Source organism: Photobacterium phosphoreum, from assembly GCF_002954725.1.
Classification (GTDB): Bacteria; Pseudomonadota; Gammaproteobacteria; order Enterobacterales; family Vibrionaceae; genus Photobacterium; species Photobacterium phosphoreum.
On sequence record NZ_MSCQ01000001.1, the window covers coordinates 673,967 to 693,254 of the forward strand.

Consider the following 19,288-nt stretch of genomic DNA (forward strand, 5'->3'; position numbering starts at 1 on the left):
AATGAGCGAAAAATTACAAAAAGTACTAGCGCGTGCTGGTCAAGGTTCTCGTCGTGAAATCGAATTAATGATTCAAAACGGCCGTGTTAGTGTTGATGGTGTTGTTGCTACACTGGGTGATCGTCTTGAAGATCTTAGCGTTAATGTACGTATTGATGGGCATAATATCGCATTAATTTCGTCAGATGAAGAAATCTGCCGAATTTTAGCCTACAACAAGCCTGAAGGTGAGTTATGTACTCGTCATGATCCTGAAGGCCGTCGTACTGTTTTTGATCGTCTACCACGTTTAACAACTGGCCGTTGGGTTTCTGTTGGTCGTCTAGATGCAAACACATCAGGTCTATTACTGTTCACGACAGACGGTGAATTAGCAAACCGTTTGATGCACCCTAGCCGTACCGTTGAACGTGAGTACATGGTACGTGTGTTCGGTGAAGTGAACGAGCAGATGATCAAGAATGTCGTTAAAGGCGTAGAGCTAGAAGATGGCGTCGCACGTTTTGAAGATGTTGTTTATTCTGGCGGTGAAGGTATGAACCATACTTTCTACGTAGTGATCACTGAAGGTCGTAACCGTGAGGTTCGTCGTTTATGGGATTCTCAAGGCGTAACTGTTAGTCGTCTTAAACGTGTTCGTTACGGTGATGTTTACTTAACCAAAGACATGCCTCGTGGTGGTTGGAGCGAGCTTGAATTAAATGCAGTGAACGAATTACGTGCAACGGTAGAATTACCGCCTGAAACTGAAACTGTATTAACAGTTGAAGGTCAGAAGCGTAAAAAAGGTATCCGTCAAATTCGTCGTGCTGTTCGTCGTCATGAAGAGCGTGTTGAGACTACGGGTACAGGTGGTCGTCGCGGTCGTAATAATGATCGTCGTGCACCATCAAGTTCAAGCCGTAATGCTGAAGTTGATTCACAACAACAAGAGCAACGTGGTGGTCGCGGTCGTACTAAACCAGCACCAGTTCGTGATAATGCTAAACCGCGTTCAGATCGCGCTCAAGGCAAACCTGTACACATTGCGGGTAAGCCAAAAGATGATGCGAAGAAGCCTTATAATGCATCAGATAAGCCACAAAGTTCATCTGATAAGCGTAATTCAGGTAATGGGGCTAATCGTCGTAACCCGTTAGCGAATAAGCCGCAAAAACCTCAAAAGCCACGTACACGTCAGTAATGTGTAAACACTGCTAACGCATGTAATAGTGCTATTAATACTAGAAAGCCGACAGCGATGTCGGCTTTTTTTATTGCTATTATTTACTGATTACAGTACTAATTAATTATTCTTCTTCGCAACTAATTCCGGGTTTACGGTGTGGCTGGGCATCAATACATTGCCCTGAAACTTTACGACTTTCAGGTCCCATTAAATATAAGTAAAGCGGCATAATCTCTTGTGGTGTTTTCAATAAACGGGCATCTTCCGCCGGAAAAGCTTGTGCACGCATTCCTGTACGAGTGCCGCCTGGATTGATAGCATTTACATTAACGGCAGTGTCACTAAGTTCGTCTGCCAGCACCTGCATCATGCCTTCGGTGGCAAATTTAGAAATAGCATACGTACCCCAAAAAGCACGACCGCTGTGACCAACCGTTGATGAGGTAAAGATAATACGCCCATCGGGTGATTGTTTGATCAATGGTAAAATAGCTTGAGTCAGTAAGAGTTGTGCTTTTACGTTTACTTGCATCACATCATCAAAAATAGCTTCTTCAATATGGTCAATGGGACTTAATGCGCCTAATAAGCCTGCATTGTGTAATACGCCATCTAAGCGACCAAATTGTTGCTTAATAGTCTCCACCATATCGAGATAATGCTGTTTAGTCGCTCCCATTAAATCTAACGGTACAATTGCAGGTTGTTTGCCACCTTTTTTTTCTATTTCATCATAAACAGCTTCAAGTTTGGCAACTGTTCTGCCTAATAAGATAACGGTCGCCCCATGAGCCGCATAGTGGATTGCTGCTTCACGACCAATACCATCACCAGCCCCTGTTACTAAGATCACTCGATCTTTTAAATTGTCTGCCGCAATTAGATAATCCACAGTAGCTTCCTTTTAAATAATGTCTTTTTGTTGTTATTTGACTGTTTTTTCGTCGAAGAACGCATCAAGTCTTGAGCTTAGCTGTAATATCGATTACTACTAAAACATATCAGAAATTACATTCTGAGAGAATGTACATTTATTTGAAGATCGTGACAGTAAGCTGATTTATTATAGTGATAAATTAAAGCTATAGCGGCGATAATGATTACACAGTTACAATAACTTATGGCGATTTTTCTTGCCTAATTGAGGATTGAATATTGGAATTTTTGTTTGAATATGGTTTATTTTTCGCCAAAATTGCGACAGTCGTTATTGCGATTGTGGGTGTATTGGTGTTAGCAAAAGCCTTAAATGGTCGACATGGTTCGCAAAAAGGTGAACTAGAAGTGATCGATTTAACTGAGCAGTATAAAGATACTGTTGATCAGTTAGAGTCACATTTATTTGATAAAGCTTTATTAAAAGCGCGTGATAAAGCAGATAAAAAATCAGATAAAGAGCACGATAAAGCACGTCAAAATGAAGTGAAGCAAGCCGTTAAAAATGGCAATTTAGCGATAACTCGTGAACCACGTTTATTCGTGATTGATTTTCATGGCAGTATTGATGCGCGTGAAGTGTCGTCATTACGTCAAGAAATTAGTGCGATTTTAGCGATTGCGATTGAAGGTGATGAAGTGTTACTGCGCTTAGAAACGGGTGGCGGTATGGTGCATGCTTATGGTTTGGCATCATCACAGCTTGATCGTTTAAAAGCCGCAGGTATTACACTCACTATTGCCGTTGATAAAGTGGCAGCAAGTGGTGGTTATATGATGGCATGTGTAGCGGATAAAATCGTATCAGCACCGTTTGCTATTGTCGGCTCTATTGGTGTTATTGCACAATTGCCAAACTTCAGTAAAGTATTGAAGAAAAACGATATTGAGTTTGAACAAATCACAGCGGGTGAGTTTAAACGTACGTTAACTATGTTTGGTGAAAACTCAGATAAAGCACGTGAGAAATTCAAAGAAGAAATTGAAGAAACGCACGGTTTATTTAAGCAGTTTATTGCTGTTCATCGTCCAGATCTTGATCTTAATAAAGTCGCTACAGGTGAGCATTGGTTTGGTCAACAAGCACTTGAATTAGGTTTAGTTGATCAAATTAGCACCAGTGATGATTTGATCACCGAAGCATGTAAAGCGCGTGAAGTGCTACAAGTTAAATATGTGCGTCGTAAGAAATTAATTGAGAAGTTATCCGGCGCATCAAGCGAGGCTGCTGATACATTATTAATGAAGTGGGTTGCACGTGGTCAGCGTCCTTTCATGTAATGTAGTAAGATAATTGATAGCGAAGGAAACCCGCAATGATTGCGGGTTTTTTTTGATTTAAACAAGCAGTGTGCTTAGGGTAAATTCTGGTGATAATTTGTGAGCAAGGAATTTAAACATATTAAAAACAGTGGTGGTTTTCGCTGTTGGTAGACCTTCGTCATCAAGGAAGTATTCGCCTTTGAAGATCAGTACACCATCTTTTTCTGTCACAGAGGTTGCACGCATACCTTCAGCATAATCTTGGTGATCTTGAATGATTTGGTTGGCGATCATTAATAGCTCATTGATCGAAATTTCAGCTTTATTAGCCATGCTTAATACTCATTGATAGTGAAAGCGTAATAGTCTAAGTAACTTGGTGTCAGAAAACAAATAACAGTATTGTAAATTGGTTAATATCTATTCAGATATAAGCATTAATCAGATTAAAATAAACGGATAGTGTGATTAAATGCAAAAAAATTTAATCAGACAGATCAAATAATTCTATATAGATGGTAATAGTAACGCGCTTTTATGTTATTACGCTGACAATAATTCAGCAAAGTGATTGTCCTATAAGGTAAATTGTGATTTTATCACCTTGTTAATCAGTACGTTGTAAATGGATTAAACTGCGCTTTATTCATATTTACAAATTAATAACAAGTGCGGAAGGTACAACCAAATAGACGAAATTAATTAAAAAGCAGTTGACCTTCTTGTTTTCTAGCCCAATATGTAAAGAGTATTTTACGTAAATGAAGTGCAATAATTAATTGCAAATATGTATCATTCTCAAATTGTAACTCATCATATTAATTCACTGCTCTTAGGTTTTTCGATTAGTGACTTAATGAGATTGGTCGAATGTTGTGGCGCTAATGATTAGCTAAGCAGTTATTTATATTTTTAGTATTAGCGAGCACGAGGACGTAATAGGGTCATTATGGGTAAATCTCTCGTTATCGTGGAGTCCCCTGCCAAGGCGAAAACAATCAATAAGTACTTGGGCAAGGATTTCATTGTAAAATCAAGCGTTGGTCACGTACGTGATTTACCAACGGGCGCCCGCAGTGGCGGTAAAAAAGCTGTGGCAACATCGACTAAAGGGTTGAGTGTTGAAGAAAAAGCAACGATTAAACAGAAGAAAGATCGTAAAGCGCTAATCAGCAAAATGGGTGTTGATCCCTATGATGATTGGAATGCGCATTATGAAATACTTCCGGGTAAAGAAAAAGTTGTTAGTGAATTACAAAAATTAGCAGAAGACGCTGATTTTATTTATCTCGCAACGGATTTAGACCGCGAAGGAGAAGCCATTGCGTGGCACCTTCGTGAGATCATCGGCGGCGATGAGTCACGCTACAAACGTGTTGTTTTTAACGAAATAACTAAAAATGCGATTCAACAAGCATTTGAACAGCCTGGTGAATTGAATATTGATGGTGTGAATGCTCAACAAACGCGTCGATTCCTCGACCGTGTTGTGGGTTTCATGGTATCACCACTATTGTGGAAAAAGGTTGCACGTGGTCTATCGGTTGGTCGTGTACAATCGGTAGCCGTTAAGCTGATTGTTGAGCGTGAGCATGAAATTAACGCGTTTGATCCTGAAGAGTTCTGGGATATTCATGCTGATACCTTAACCGTAGGCAAAGATGCTTTACGATTAATGGTGGCGCAACAGGCGGGTAAAGCATTCCGTCCTGAGAATAAAGTCGATACGATGGCTGCTAATGCGCTACTTGAAAAAGCAGCGTATGAAGTGATTGAGCGTGAAGATCGCCCAACCAGCAGTAAGCCATCTGCGCCTTATATCACCTCAACATTACAGCAAGCGGCAAGTACACGTCTTGGTTACGGTGTTAAACGTACCATGGGCCTTGCACAGCGTCTGTATGAAGCTGGTTATATTACTTACATGCGTACCGACTCAACTAACCTTTCAAAAGAGGCCGTTGAAGCAGCACGTGAGTTTATTGGTAACGAGTACGGTAATGAGTATTTACCTGAAAATGCCAATGTTTACGGTAGCAAGAAAAACGCCCAAGAAGCGCACGAAGCGATTCGTCCTTCAAGCGTTGAAGTAAAAGCTGAAAATTTAGAAGGCATGGATCAAGATGCAGTTAAGTTGTATGACTTAATTTGGCGTCAATTTGTGTCTTGTCAGATGATGCCAGCAAAATATGATTCAAGTACGATCAACGTTAAAGCAGGTGAATTCTTGCTGAAAGCGAAAGGCCGTACTTTGCGTTTTGCTGGTTGGACATTAGTACAGCGCCCATCAGGTAAAAATGAAGATACAACATTACCTGAAGTGAACGTAGGCGATATACTGAAGTTAGAGCAACTTGAGCCTAAGCAACACTTTACTAAGCCGCCAGCGCGCTTTACAGAAGCAGCATTGGTTAAAGAACTTGAAAAGCGTGGTATTGGTCGTCCATCAACGTATGCGTCGATTATTTCAACCATTCAAGATCGTGGTTATGTACGTGTTGATCAACGTCGTTTCTATGCAGAAAAGATGGGTGAGATTGTTTCTGACCGTTTAGACAATAGTTTTCCTGATTTGATGGATTTTGATTTTACTGCCCGTATGGAAGGTAATCTTGATAAAATCGCAGAAGGTGAGAAAAACTGGAAGAAAGTACTGGATGAGTTCTTCTCTGATTTTACTGCCGAGCTTCAAAAAGCAGAGCTAGATGAATCAGAAGGTGGCATGCAGCCTAATAATATCGTGCTGACAGACATTCAATGTCCAACATGTTCTCGTCCTATGGGTATTCGTACTGCATCAACAGGGGTATTCCTTGGTTGTTCAGGTTATGCGCTACCCCCTAAAGAGCGTTGCAAAACAACAATCAATTTAGGCAGTGAAGACGGCATTGTTAATGTGCTGGAAGAAGACGTTGAAACTGCGGCGTTGCGTGCTAAAAAGCGTTGTCCTATTTGTAATACGGCAATGGATGCTTACCTTATTGATCAAGATCGTAAACTGCACGTTTGTGGTAATAACCCAAGCTGTGATGGTTACATTGTTGAAAAAGGTGAGTTTAAGCTTAAAGGCTATGAAGGCCCGTTGATTGAATGCGACAAGTGCGGTTCTGATATGGAACTGAAGAACGGTCGTTTTGGTAAGTACATGGGGTGTACTAACGAAGAGTGTAAGAACACCCGTAAGATTCTAAAGAATGGCGAAGTTGCGCCACCAAAAGAAGATCCTGTACATTTACCAGAAATTCCATGTACACAAGACACCAACGCATACTTCGTTTTACGTGATGGTGCGTCTGGTTTGTTCATGGCAGCGAGCACTTTCCCTAAATCACGAGAAACACGTGCACCGTTAGTGGAAGAACTTGTACGCTTTAAAGAACGTTTATCACCTAAGTTCTTATACTTAACCGATGCGCCTGTTGCTGACCCTGATGGTTTACCAGCAGTTATTCGTTTTTCTCGTAAAACTAAAGAGAATTACGTGCGCTCAGAAGTAGACGGTAAGCCAACTGGCTGGACGGGTCTATTTGTGGACGGTAAGTGGGAAATTACTGATAAGCGTAAAAAGCCTAAAAAAGAAAAATCAGCAGAAGAAGAGTAATTAATTATTCTTTTTTATTAAAAAAACCGCCAAAATTGGCGGTTTTTTTGTTGGTGTTAATACGCAATATTATGATTTTAAACACAAGCAGCGGTGGTAACAGGAATACCACTGTGAAAACGGAAAGTATCATCAGGTGTCGTAATTAATTCAGCTTCTTTGCTACCAATAGCACGAATACGATCAGCAATGTTTGTCCCTGCAATTTTTTCAGCCAGTGTCAGGTAATCTTGATAATGACGCGCTTCTGAACGTAACAATGAAATATAGAATTTTTTGAGTTCTGGATCTAAATAGGGCGCAAGTTTAGCAAATCGCTCACAAGAGCGTGCTTCTATATATGCACCGACAATCAGTTTGTCAATTAAAGTGGCAGGTTCATGGGTGCGTACTACTTTCATTAATCCTTTGGCATAACGACCAGCATGAAGGTTACTATAAGGAATACCACGCTTATCCATGATCTCTAATACTTGCTCAAAGTGATGAAATTCTTCTTTAATTAATCGTACCATCTTATCAATTAATTCTTGCCCATGAGAAAAATCACTGCGAGGTATTAGTGGGGCGAGTAGACCATTTTTCTTACTGTGGAAATCAACTGTAGAACGGTCATTACCGTCATAAACAAAATCTTCATATGGTTTTGCCCATGCCATTAGTGCAGCGCCACTCTGTTTATCTACCGCGTATTTACGCACCATAAACATCGCAGTCTGACTTGCTTTTAATTCACAATTACAATGATCAACCAATAATGGGATCAGATTGTCAGGTTTGATGGCTTCATCAATCCAACTATCAGGGGTTTCACATTGAAGAAATTGGTTAATAGGTTTAAGTAATTCATTAACCATGTGTTGAGTGTTATCCATAAGGCATATCTTTTTATTGTTATTAATGGCGTAAAAAAGGCCGCTATTGCGACCTCTATCGTGGAGCTAGTGTAAGACAAAGGAAATTAAATCACCATTTTCGCTTAGGTTGAAATAAGACATCTAATTCATCATTATCTTTATCAAGTAATTGTTGACGTTCTTGTTCACTGCTGACGCTCATATTATTATCAATTTCATTGAGCATATATTGTAATTTTTGTTGTGCTTTAGTTGCATAGGTATCGTTACGCGATGATAAAACATCAATACCTTTCTTTAGTAATTGTTTAGCGGTGCCAAATTGACGTTTTAAGCGCGCATCGTTAGCACGTTTAACGACATTCTCAATATTGATTCTTAATTGCATGTTATCTAAGCGTGTATTTTCAAGCACGTAGGCTTGAGTCGCAATACGACCTTTACCGTGCTCTCCTTTCATTACACTTTTTAAACGTTTAACCAGTTGCAGCATACCGATAGCTTGACGATCAGAATTAGGCACTTGGAAAGGGACAACATTGGTTTGATCAAAGTGTGTTTCTAAGTGTGATATCTGCTCATTTACGTGATGTATACGTTGTTTTAAAGAGCGATCTTTAGTGTCAACTTCAGCAATAGTTTCAAGTGCATAAAGAATTCGTTTATTAAGACAAACTAAGAGTTCTTTACTATAAGGTAAGTGACTCGCATTACTAATGAGTTCTTCTGTGGCATCAATAATCGCAACTTGTTTGGCTAATTCTTGTTGCTTAGCACTTTCTAGTCGTTGACGATATTGAATGATTACGCTGTAACCAATAATTAAAATGAGTAGAAGACTGATTAAGCCAATAATAAGAGGGATACTCATAAAATATGTCTATCTTTCATGGTTGATATATAACTAAAGAAGATACACTATCTCGTTGTTTGGTGGTAGTTTGTTAGTAAAAAATGCTAACTAAATAACGCTGTAGAGAAAGATATAGTTTTTTAAATTAAATGCTTTGTTTTTATTCTAAGTTTACTTCAATATGCAGGATTACAGCGTAAAAATAGTGCCTACTGAAGAAGATTGAAAGGTTTCAGTGTCATGTTTTAAGAGCAAAACATTATTATTTTTTCCTCTTTCCTAACCTATGATTAAACGCTCATATATTTGCGTGTGTTTGTGCATTGCCTTATGCCTACTCAACAGTGGAATAGTATTTTTATAATTAAAAGTAAATAAATACTATGAAACAGGGCTAATTCAATATATAAAATATTTATTACATGGTTGCACGATCATGCTTTGAAATAAAAATCAGTGATTGAGTTTATGAATAAGTGTGAAAGGTAACGGATTATTGATTGGGCGAGACCATGAAATTACAACAATTACGCTATATCGTTGAGGTCGTAAATCATAACCTTAACGTTTCTTCAACGGCTGAGAGTTTATACACCTCTCAACCGGGTATTAGTAAACAAGTACGTTTGTTGGAAGATGAATTAGGCATTCAGATTTTTGAACGTAGTGGTAAGCATTTAACCAAAGTTACCTCTGCTGGTGAGGATATCGTGCGGATTTCACGTGATATATTATCTCGTGTTGAGAGTATTAAAGCCGTTGCAGGTGAACATACTCATCCAGAAATTGGGACGTTGAATATTGCCACGACTCATACACAAGTACGCTATGCACTACCACATGTTGTCCAAGGCTTTACACATCGGTACCCTAAGGTTTCATTGCACATGCACCAAGGTACGCCAGCGCAAATTGCAGATGCTGTCGGTAAAGGTAATTCTGATTTTGCGATAGCAACTGAAGCGCTGCATTTATATCAAGATATGATTATGCTGCCTTGTTATTATTGGAATCGCTCAATTGTGGTGCGTAAAGATCATCCTCTTGCGACGAAACAAACGATTACTATTCACGATTTAGCCGCATATTCATTAGTCACTTATGTTTTTGGTTTTACGGGTCGTTCTGAATTAGACAGTGCTTTTAATCGCTCAGGGCTAACACCAAGAATCGTGTTTACTGCAACAGATGCTGATGTAATTAAGACCTATGTACGTTTAGGTATCGGTGTCGGTGTGATTGCAAGTATGGCAATTGATCCTGATGCTGATCATGATTTGGTGGCGATTGATGCCAGTCATATTTTTGCGTCTAGTACGACCATGATCGGCTTTAAAAAAGGCACTTTTTTACGTACTTATATGTATGATTTTATGGAACGTTTTGCCCCTCATCTAACCCGTAATGTTGTGGATCAAGCGATTGCATTAAAAAATGCTGCTGAAATAAATCAGATGTTTGAATCAATGGATTTACCGATTAGATAGCAGTAAAAACTATGGTGAGCACGATATAAACCGCTAGTGATAGCGGTTTTTTTATTTGGTTAATGTCTCAGACGTAAGCTTGGTATACACTAGCCCCCAATTTTTTGGTGGTAAATGGTTGTTTATGTCTAACTATGTTGAGCTTTTTCATCGTCTTGATGCATTATTGGTGAAAAATCGTCAATTTTGGCAGTTTATGCCTTTTGCCGAACGTGGTTATGTTTGGCACCAAAACGTACCATTTTGCCAGTGGTTAATGACTGTAGATGACAGCCAATTACAGCTCCTGAGTGATGACATCAATAGATTAACCGCGGCATTAATGCCATGGATTGAAGATGCTCAACAGTTAACTCAGCTTACAACACAAATACAGCCTTTAGCGCGTACTGAAAGATCTGTCCCACAAGGTTTTGACAGTGGGATCCCAGGACGAAAATGGCAACAAATTATCGCCTTTAATGAAGTATTACCTCAGTTAGGTTTACCATGGTTAGAATGGTGCGCGGGTAAGGGATATCTTGGACGTGTACTTGCGATATCACATCAACAGCCAGTTACGAGTCTAGAATGGCAACAGCAATTATGTATCGATGGTGAGCAAGCGGCTAAGCAGCTAAAATTGAATATTAATTTTGTTCATGCCGATGCATTTAGTGCCGATAGTGATAATGCAATTTTAGCCAATCAGCATGCCGTTGCATTACATGCCTGTGGCGATCTGCATGTGTCATTATTGCAGCGAGTTGTCGCTAGCAAAGGGGCGGCAGTCAGCATTTCACCTTGTTGTTATCATTTAATCCATCAGCCACATTATCAACCGATATCTGCCGTTGCGAAAACGAGCACATTAGTGTTATCGAAACATGATTTACGGCTGCCTTTACAAGAAACAGTCACCGCTGGTAATCGGGTAAGACAATTACGGTTTGTGGAAATTAGCTTTCGTTTAGGGTTTGATTTATTACAACGTGAGTTAAACCAAACTGAGTATTACCTTTCGGTTCCCAATGTACAAAAAGCTTTATTAACGCAAGGTTTTGAAGCGTTTTGTCAGTGGGCTGCATCCAAAAAGGGAATTGATTTACCGAATAATATTGATTTTGAAATGTGGCAACGTCAAGGTGAGCAGCGATTTGCTATTACTGAAAGAATGGAGCTTGTTCGACAATTATTTCGGCGACCACTTGAAATTTGGTTAGCACTTGATCGAGCCTGTTTTCTTGAAGAACAAGGATATAACGTAGTGATCGGTTCTTTTTGTGATAAACCAATAACGCCACGTAATTTATTGATCCATGCAGAACGTAGTGATATCTGATAGTCAGTGTTAAACATTCCCTATCAGTCGTTGATAGGGAAATGATTAAGCCAATAATGGGATGGTAATATTGGCTGTTTTTTTGTGAAAATATTTTCGTTCAAGCTCATGCACAGGCATTGGTTTACTAAAGAAATACCCCTGGCAATAATCAAAACCACATTGAGTGATGTAATCAAGTTGTGGTTGTGTTTCAACCCCTTCTGCGACAATTCTCAGGTTCAACTTCTCACAAATAGCTTTGGTCGCTTCAATAATAACTTTGCTACTTGTGTGTTCACCCTGCACAAAACTTTGATCAAGTTTAACTGTACTAATCGGTAGATCATGCAGTTGTGATAGGGAAGAATAACCGGTACCGAAATCATCTAAATATAACTCAATGCCCATTTTAGCTAATGCATCTAAGCAAGGTTTGGTTTCACTGTAATCTTGCAGCATGGCGGATTCAGTAATTTCTAATGCAAGTTGTGATGGATTAACATTATATTGATTAATAATCTGTTCAATAGTGTCAGCTAAATTTGGCTGTAGTTGTGCTCGCGATAAATTAATACTGATGATAAACGTTTGTTTATAATGTTGGGTCCAATACGCTAACTGTTGGCAAGCATTATGTAAAATCCACAATCCGAGGGGGACAATTTGACCCGTCTCTTCAGCGAGTGGAATAAACTCTGCAGGTGATACTTGACCTAATGACTCATCATGCCAACGGATCAAAGCTTCAAAGCCTTTTAATTGCTTATTCTCTAAATTAATAATCGGCTGATAATATAATTCAAAATCGTGATTTTCGAGGGCTTGGGATAAATGATGACGTAAGGTCATTTTACGGTATAACGCATCAGCCATTTCTTGTAAAAAAGGATAATAACAATTACGCCCTCGTTGCTTAGCGCAGTGCATTGCCATATCTGCTTGTGTTACAAGTTGATCAAAATTATTGGCATCATTAGGATAGTTTGATGTACCGATACTGCAACTAATTGAGAGCTCGCCAATATCTTTAATATGGAAAGGTCGATTTAAGGTGTCTATTATTTGATTTGCGAAATTGGCAATGCTGATGTAATTACGTGTTTCTATTTGAATAATAAATTCATCACCACCAAACCGAGCGACTAAGCCTTTATCTTTAACGACATTTAATAAACGAATAGCAACCGCACGTAATAATTTATCACCGACAGCATGGCCATACGAATCGTTGACCAGTTTAAAACCATCAAGATCAAGAAACAGTAAACTATAGTGTGCAAGATGGTGATGACTGGCTTTTAATGCAGCAGAAACGCCACGACGATTCATTAACCCAGTGAGAAAATCATGCTCAGAATTGTATTTTTCTTTGTTGATTTTTTCTTTATCTTTAGTGACATTAACCAGTTGTAATAATAATTGAGAACTATCACATAGCCATTTGGCTTCAATATCAAACCAATAATGGCGTTGACCAGTCCAACATAAACGATTGCATTTGAACGGGTTATTTTTCTTAGCGTTATCAATCCATTGTTGTGCAATATTAATATCACCAACAAATTCTGACAGATCGATTAAATGTTTACCATAATTGCTTGAAAATGAGTCATTAGCACTAATGAATTTGCCGTCATCACTAAAGAGAAGGGCTAAATTTGAACAGTCATAGAAAGCCAGATCACGACGTAAAGATGATTCATCAGCAATCACTTCAACCAACATTGCGGTGCGTCCATCATTCAGTGGAATACCTGAAAATAAACACAGCATATTTTTGGTGATTTTTTTGGGGCTGAATCGCCACCAGGTTTTAATCGTTTTGTCTAATTTAAAGTCTTGTTGGTATTCTAATAATGTTGCAGCAGCTGCTGCTGACATATCTTGACCTAAATCCCGACTTAAGAGTTCTTCAATGGATGTAGCTTCCCATAAAAGCAGTGATTTATTATTTGCCCATAGGATTTTTTTATTATCAACATCAAATACCCAGATTGGATTTTGGAGATAATGTAGCGGTGAGAATGGATCCATCTCCAACTTCTTTCTTTTTATTAAGTTACTAATTTTAAAGAGGGTAGCTGAAATGAAAGTAGTTAAATATGTTTTTATAATAACTTCGTGATATTAGTTCATGTTTTTATATGCCAATGGTGAATGTTTAGATGAAATCAGGATTAAAAAATGAGGCTATTTATAGCCTCATTAGTTTATATGTACCTATGTTTTTAACCTACTGCCGGTATTATTCTAATCATTTGTAATAATTGTGCGGTGATAATAATAATACCGATGATCGTTACAATAGCTAAAGAAAGTGATCCGCCCTTGACAACATAGCCTGAGGGGTGGTTGTTAGCTTGTTGTGCTTTACGTTGTGCGCTAACCATCGCGACGGGTAAGAATATCGCTAAAATAACCAATGAAATGGCAGCGTAGCCTAATGCCATAATAAACCCTTGTGGGTAGAACACAGCAAATGCGAGTGGTGGCAAAAATGTAATTAACGCCGTTTGTCCGCGACCCGCTAAGTGATTACCACGATTAAGGGTATCAGCCAGAAAATCAAACAGCCCTAAGCTCACGCCAAGGAATGATGTTGCTAATGCAAGATCGGCAAAGATAGATACCGATTGGCCTACCATCGGGTTATGGAGTAATTGGCTTAAACTACCAATGAATGCCCCAAGAGTACTGTTAGCCATTAATTGGGGTTGCCCCATAATGCCTTGGCTAGCCAATTGCCATAAAATGTACACCATTAATGGCAGTGCCGAGCCAAAGATCATGATTTTTTTCAGCGCTTTAATATCAATCCCAATGTAACGAACAATAGATGGGATACTGCCGTGAAAGCCAAATGATGTAAAAATAACCGGCAAGGCAGACAGAATTAATCCTTTTTCTATTGGCATCTCAACCAGATGCTGTCCTTGAACGTGTGGCAGTAATAATCCGAGCATTATTGCCAGTGCGATGACTTTTGCCGTGAAAAGGATACGGTTAACCATATCGACACTGTGTGTGCCAATGGATACCACACTCGCTATCGCAATAGTAAAAATGACAGCACCAACTTGAGGGGCAATGCTTGTTCCTGTCCACGAGGATATTTTTTCACTTAATTGGCTACCACCACCGGCAATGTAGGCCGCGCATAATGCGTAGAATAAGAAGAACATAGCCAATGTTGCGATAGTTTGACCCTTACGGCCTAATAATTGGTGCGCTAACGTATTTAATGTCGCCGAGGGATCGGCATGTTGATGAACTTCTAGCATCAATAACGCGGTGTAGGTCATTAATGCCCAAATACCAATCATGATTATTGTCGCGGTGGTGAAGCCTAATCCTGCGGATGCAAGAGGAAGCGCTAGCATACCCGCACCAATTGTGGTGCCAGCAATGATCAGCATACTGCCGAATGTTTTATTTAAAGACATGATTATGTCACTCCCTAGAGGGTAAAAATGTAACTTGGGAGAGGGTATAAATACACCTGTGGTCGCTCCCTATATATAAAGCAGGCCACAATGGCATAATCGAGATGAAGTGTTTTAAAATGTTTACACCTAGATTGAGCCACTGTGGCTATCGATAGGCAGTATTCGGATGGATAGTTCGCACGTTAGCTCTCTCTATGCTAGATATAATAACAAATTAACGATATTTGGCTGTTGCTGTAAGCGGCTACATTAACGACAGAGTTTGTCAGTGTCAACTTATCTTTATTGTGTAAAATATTCTTTACGGCTGTTGCTGGTGAAGAGGGGAAAATAATCAATAATAGAGCTGATGCATAATATCCTATCTATGGTTTAAGGTTAGGCATAGACTGTATTTAATCAGCAAGATTTTATAGGGAATAACAACCATGCTCAGTGTAGTGATGATCAGTACGGGTGAAGAAGTACTGTATGGTGATATTACAGATACTAATGCGGCATGGTTATCAGCACAGTTTTTCGAACAGGGTTTTGCGATGACGCGCCGTGTGACTGTGGGTGATAACTATGAAGCATTAGCGAAAGAAATTGAAATGTGCAGTTTAAGTGCTGATATTGTGATTGTGAATGGGGGCTTAGGGCCAACATCCGACGATCTTACTGCGGCATCGGCTGCAATGGCTGCCAATGTTGGCCTTGAGCAATCAGATGCTTGGGTTGATGAAATGACAGCGAAATATCAGCGAGTTGGTCGAATTATGCCAGCCGCTAATCTTAAGCAAGCAATGTTGCCTGAAGGTGCTGAATTAATTGATAACCCTGTAGGTACTGCCTGTGGGTTTATGATGCAATTGAATCGCGCGTGGTTGTTTTTCACGCCCGGTGTGCCAAGTGAATTTAAAGTCATGGTGAGGGATCAAATATTACCGCGCTTACAGACGATGTTTAATATAACAGACCGTAAAGTTTGCCACCGTCTTTATACTTATGGTTTATCCGAATCGGGTATTAGCGATCTGTTTCAATCATTAGTCCTGCCTGAGGGGTGTAGCTTAGGTTATCGCTCATCGTTGCCTTTTATTGAAATAAAGTTATTTGCACCTCAAAATGATCATCAAGCGATAGTGTTATTATCGAAAATGACTGAATTACTGGGTGATAATATTGTTGGTGAGGGCTGTGATTTATTAAATACGATTGCGAACTTATTACCCAAGGATGCCACACTCGCATTATCAGAACAAAGCACAGGTGGGTTTGCCATTAATTGGTTACAAGATGTGTCATCATTGAGTGCAAGATTGGCAGTGAGCGAAGTGATGGCAGATAGCGTTGATAAGCATGCTTGTGCTGAAGAGTTATCAACCTTAATTGCATTACGTGCGCAGAGATTACATTTACACGCACCTGCCACTTACACCCTCACAACAGGACCATCATTAACGGACGGCGGATTTATGCTCGGTCTTACCACCCCTGATGGTTGCTGGTGCCAGCAGTTAGTGTTTAAGCGCCAATATAGTAATTATGATCGACGTTGGGTTATCTCAACTGTATTGTTTGATATGTTACGTCGTTATTTACAAGCTAAAGACGTGTTTGGTTGTTATGAATCACTCGATCGTGTTGCAAGTGAGCGTTTATAGCGTGTAATCATGACGATAATCTGATTTGTCTTTATCAAATGCGGAATTTTGAATACTGTATTATTGCAATGATAAGTGATAGCATTAAAGAAAAGGTAGTCACACATCATAGCATGTACGATTAAGGCTGCCGTTGGTAATAATGATTAGTCACTCAAATAAATATCCGTAAATTTAAGGAAAAATAATGGCTTTCAAATTAAAAAAAGTAGTAGTAGCAACATCAGTTATTTTGTCGGCATTAATGCTACAGGCATGTAATGATAAGGATGCGACTGTTAATGTACCTCAGCAACCAGCTGCTGTTGTTGTTAAAGCAGAGAAAGCCGATATGAAGCCATTAGATGTTAGTGTTATTTATTTAGATCGCCGTATGTTGCCACCAGGCGCAGTATTAAATGTTGCTCTTGAAGATGTGTCACTTGCTGATGCACCATCAGTAACATTGAGCACTGAATCAATGGATATTGCGGGTTCACCTCCTTATCCTGTTACGTTGAACTATGATGCCAATAAAGTAAAAGCGAACCATCGTTATAATGTGCGTGCAACGGTAAAAGTCGATAATACATTGATCATGACGTCTACGTCGGCAATGGATCCATTTGCTGCTGATGCCAAACAGCCATTAGAGGTTAAATTAGATCGTGTTGCGCCAGCTCAAAATGCAGCGCCACAAGCGGATCAACCAACACTTGCAGGACCACAATGGCAATTAGTCACGTTATCGGGTCAAACTGTTAAACCAGGTGCTGGTGGCGATAGTGCTTTTATTCAGTTTGATGCAACCGCTAAAAGTGCAAATGGTTTTTCTGGCTGTAATAATTTCCACAGTGCAGTTGAGTCTCAAACGGCAACAACTTTAACATTAGGCCAAGCAGCATCAACACGAAAAATGTGTATGGATGGTATGGAGTTAGAACAAGCCTTCTTAGCAACATTACCTAAATTTGCGACTTATAGCATTAATAATAATATATTAAGTATTAAAGATAGTAACGCGAATATTATTGCGACTTTTAAAACAAAATAATAATGTAATAAAAAATATATTATAGCGTATAGAGGGGTGAATCCTTTTATACGCTTTTTTTTATGAATATTATTTGTTGATAAATAAATAAAAAATCAAGGTAGTTCAAATATATATAACATGCAAAAAAAAAGATTATTTTATTATGCCCAAGTAGAAATAATTTAATATATCATTAACAAACAAACCGACCTTCACTTTTTAAATTATACTTGTTTCGATATAAAACATTGATGACTAATTTCATTAAATTAATATTGTTTTAAAGATAATTAATAAGCTATAAGGTAGTTTACGCTATGAGTTCAAACAGTAACAAAATGGGACTAATGGGATTAACGACCATAGTTACCGTTAATATGATGGGGTCGGGGATAATATTATTACCCTCTAGTTTAGCTGCAACGGGAGGCATCGCTTTACTTGCATGGGCTGTTACTGCAATAGGAGCATTAGCAATAGCTTATGCATTTGCTAAATGTGGGATGTATTGTACTGATGATGGTGGTATGTCAGCCTACGCTGAAAAAGCACATGGTAAATCCAGTTTTTTTATAGCCTCTTATACTTACTATGTATGTCTTGTTATTAGTGCAGTAGCGATTGCTGTTTCGTGTGTTGGCTATTTGGAATATTTTATTCCGTGGTTAAAAGAAACGCCTATTCATACTTTTGTTGGTGTTATTGCTATATTAATTGTGACTATGTTTGCCAACGTTAAGGGCGCTAAAATAACAGGGCAGATATCAACCATTACCGTTTGGGGGATTATTATTCCAGTACTGGGGTTATCTATTATTGGTTGGTTTTGGTTTGATACAAAAGTATTTGCGGAGGCATGGAATCCAAATGATATCTCTGCTGGAAGCGCGATATATGCCGGTATGTCATTAACTCTATGGGCATTTTTAGGTATTGAGTCTGCTGGTGCTAATTCTGGTACTGTTGAAAATCCAAAACGAAATGTTCCTTTAGCATGTATGCTGGCAACTGTATTTTCTGCTGCAACCTATATTGCTTCAACGACGGTTATTCAGGGTATTATTCCTAATGAGGTCTTAGCAAAATCAGATTCGCCATTTGGTTTGGTTTTCGCACAAATGTTTAGCCCATTAGTTGGTGAAATTATTACTGCCATGGCAATTATGGCTTGTTTGGGTTCACTACTTGGGTGGCAGTTTACTAATGCGCAAGTCTCTAAAGTGGCTGCGGATATGCGTTTATTCCCTAAAATTTTTGGTGATGTGAATAAATATGATGCGCCATTCAAAGGCATGATGATTATGCTGGCATTTGAATTGATTCTCGCCGTAATGACAATATCACCAACATTATTAAAACAATTTAATGTATTAGTGAACTTGGCCGTATTTATCAATATGGTTCCTTATGTATTAGCATTAACTGCGCTTGGCATTATTATGCGGAATGCAGATGTTAATCAAAAAGAATATAACAACGGTATTATTATTGGTTCTGTTGCCGTTCTATATAGTATATATGGCGCATATTCTACGGGTGAGGAAGCCGTATTCTATGGTGCTATTATTACGTTACTTGGTTATTTCTTCTATGGGTTTATTGCTAGCCGTGAAAATGTAATTAAGGAAAATATAATTAAGGAAGATGTAATTAAGAAGGTGTCCTCGTAAGTTTCATTGTTTAAACGAAATTTTAATTATTAATCTGATAGAT

At 38.9% G+C, this 19,288-nt stretch carries 14 protein-coding genes; 8 read left to right on the forward strand and 6 right to left on the reverse strand.

Annotated features, from left to right (window positions below; all coding sequences use genetic code 11):
• The first annotated feature begins 1 nt into the window (after position 1).
• On the forward strand, positions 2-1,183 hold the full coding sequence (gene rluB, locus BTO21_RS02975) for a 23S rRNA pseudouridine(2605) synthase RluB (RefSeq protein WP_045026647.1): 1,182 nt from the start codon (positions 2-4) through the stop codon (positions 1,181-1,183).
• Between the two features lie 106 nt (positions 1,184-1,289).
• Here rluB and BTO21_RS02980 read toward each other — a convergent pair whose 3' ends face one another.
• On the reverse strand, positions 1,290-2,060 hold the full coding sequence (locus tag BTO21_RS02980) for a YciK family oxidoreductase (protein ID WP_045026645.1): 771 nt from the start codon (positions 2,058-2,060) through the stop codon (positions 1,290-1,292).
• A gap of 263 nt (positions 2,061-2,323) precedes the next feature.
• Here BTO21_RS02980 and sohB point away from each other — a divergent pair, with 263 nt between their 5' ends.
• The gene (sohB, locus tag BTO21_RS02985) at positions 2,324-3,385 is read left to right on the forward strand and encodes a protease SohB (protein ID WP_045026644.1); all 1,062 of its coding nucleotides are present in this window, start codon (positions 2,324-2,326) and stop codon (positions 3,383-3,385) included.
• A gap of 57 nt (positions 3,386-3,442) precedes the next feature.
• Here sohB and BTO21_RS02990 read toward each other — a convergent pair whose 3' ends face one another.
• Complete coding sequence (locus BTO21_RS02990) at positions 3,443-3,700, reverse strand: DUF2498 family protein (RefSeq protein ID WP_045026642.1); 258 nt, start codon at positions 3,698-3,700, stop codon at positions 3,443-3,445.
• Positions 3,701-4,316: 616 nt separating this feature from the next.
• Between BTO21_RS02990 and topA the strand changes: the two genes are divergently transcribed.
• The gene (gene topA, locus BTO21_RS02995) at positions 4,317-6,968 is read left to right on the forward strand and encodes a type I DNA topoisomerase (protein ID WP_105026682.1); all 2,652 of its coding nucleotides are present in this window, start codon (positions 4,317-4,319) and stop codon (positions 6,966-6,968) included.
• A 77-nt stretch (positions 6,969-7,045) separates the two neighbouring features.
• Here the strand turns inward: topA and miaE are convergent, their stop codons facing one another.
• Together miaE and BTO21_RS03005 are read right to left on the reverse strand one after the other, a co-directional pair.
• Entirely contained in the window at positions 7,046-7,843 is a 798-nt protein-coding gene (gene miaE, locus BTO21_RS03000; RefSeq protein WP_045026639.1) for a tRNA isopentenyl-2-thiomethyl-A-37 hydroxylase MiaE, read from the reverse strand.
• 91 nt (positions 7,844-7,934) lie between these two features.
• A complete protein-coding gene (locus BTO21_RS03005) occupies positions 7,935-8,696 on the reverse strand; it encodes a hypothetical protein (protein WP_045026637.1) in 762 nt (253 codons plus the stop codon).
• 494 nt (positions 8,697-9,190) lie between these two features.
• On the opposite strand from BTO21_RS03005, the gene cysB reads away from it, so the two are divergent.
• Positions 9,191-10,165 (forward strand): HTH-type transcriptional regulator CysB, encoded by a 975-nt coding sequence (cysB, locus tag BTO21_RS03010; protein WP_045026636.1) that lies wholly within the window; start codon positions 9,191-9,193, stop codon positions 10,163-10,165.
• A gap of 124 nt (positions 10,166-10,289) precedes the next feature.
• The gene (locus BTO21_RS03015) at positions 10,290-11,486 is read left to right on the forward strand and encodes a methyltransferase (protein WP_045026634.1); all 1,197 of its coding nucleotides are present in this window, start codon (positions 10,290-10,292) and stop codon (positions 11,484-11,486) included.
• A gap of 45 nt (positions 11,487-11,531) precedes the next feature.
• On the opposite strand, the gene BTO21_RS03020 is transcribed toward BTO21_RS03015, so the two are convergent.
• The gene (locus tag BTO21_RS03020; protein WP_045026632.1) at positions 11,532-13,502 is read right to left on the reverse strand and encodes a putative bifunctional diguanylate cyclase/phosphodiesterase; all 1,971 of its coding nucleotides are present in this window, start codon (positions 13,500-13,502) and stop codon (positions 11,532-11,534) included.
• A 194-nt stretch (positions 13,503-13,696) separates the two neighbouring features.
• Positions 13,697-14,911 carry a tyrosine transporter TyrP gene (gene tyrP, locus BTO21_RS03025; RefSeq protein ID WP_045026630.1) on the reverse strand — a complete coding sequence of 405 codons (1,215 nt, stop codon included), beginning with the start codon at positions 14,909-14,911 and terminating at the stop codon, positions 13,697-13,699.
• 431 nt (positions 14,912-15,342) lie between these two features.
• Here tyrP and BTO21_RS03030 point away from each other — a divergent pair, with 431 nt between their 5' ends.
• From BTO21_RS03030 to potE, 3 genes are all read left to right on the forward strand, one after another.
• Complete coding sequence (locus BTO21_RS03030; protein ID WP_052672581.1) at positions 15,343-16,560, forward strand: CinA family nicotinamide mononucleotide deamidase-related protein; 1,218 nt, start codon at positions 15,343-15,345, stop codon at positions 16,558-16,560.
• Between the two features lie 187 nt (positions 16,561-16,747).
• Positions 16,748-17,593, forward strand: a complete 846-nt coding sequence (locus BTO21_RS03035) for an META domain-containing protein (RefSeq protein ID WP_045026629.1) — start codon at positions 16,748-16,750, stop codon at positions 17,591-17,593.
• Between the two features lie 299 nt (positions 17,594-17,892).
• Positions 17,893-19,245, forward strand: a complete 1,353-nt coding sequence (gene potE, locus BTO21_RS03040) for a putrescine-ornithine antiporter (RefSeq protein ID WP_045026627.1) — start codon at positions 17,893-17,895, stop codon at positions 19,243-19,245.
• Positions 19,246-19,288 lie beyond the last annotated feature (43 nt).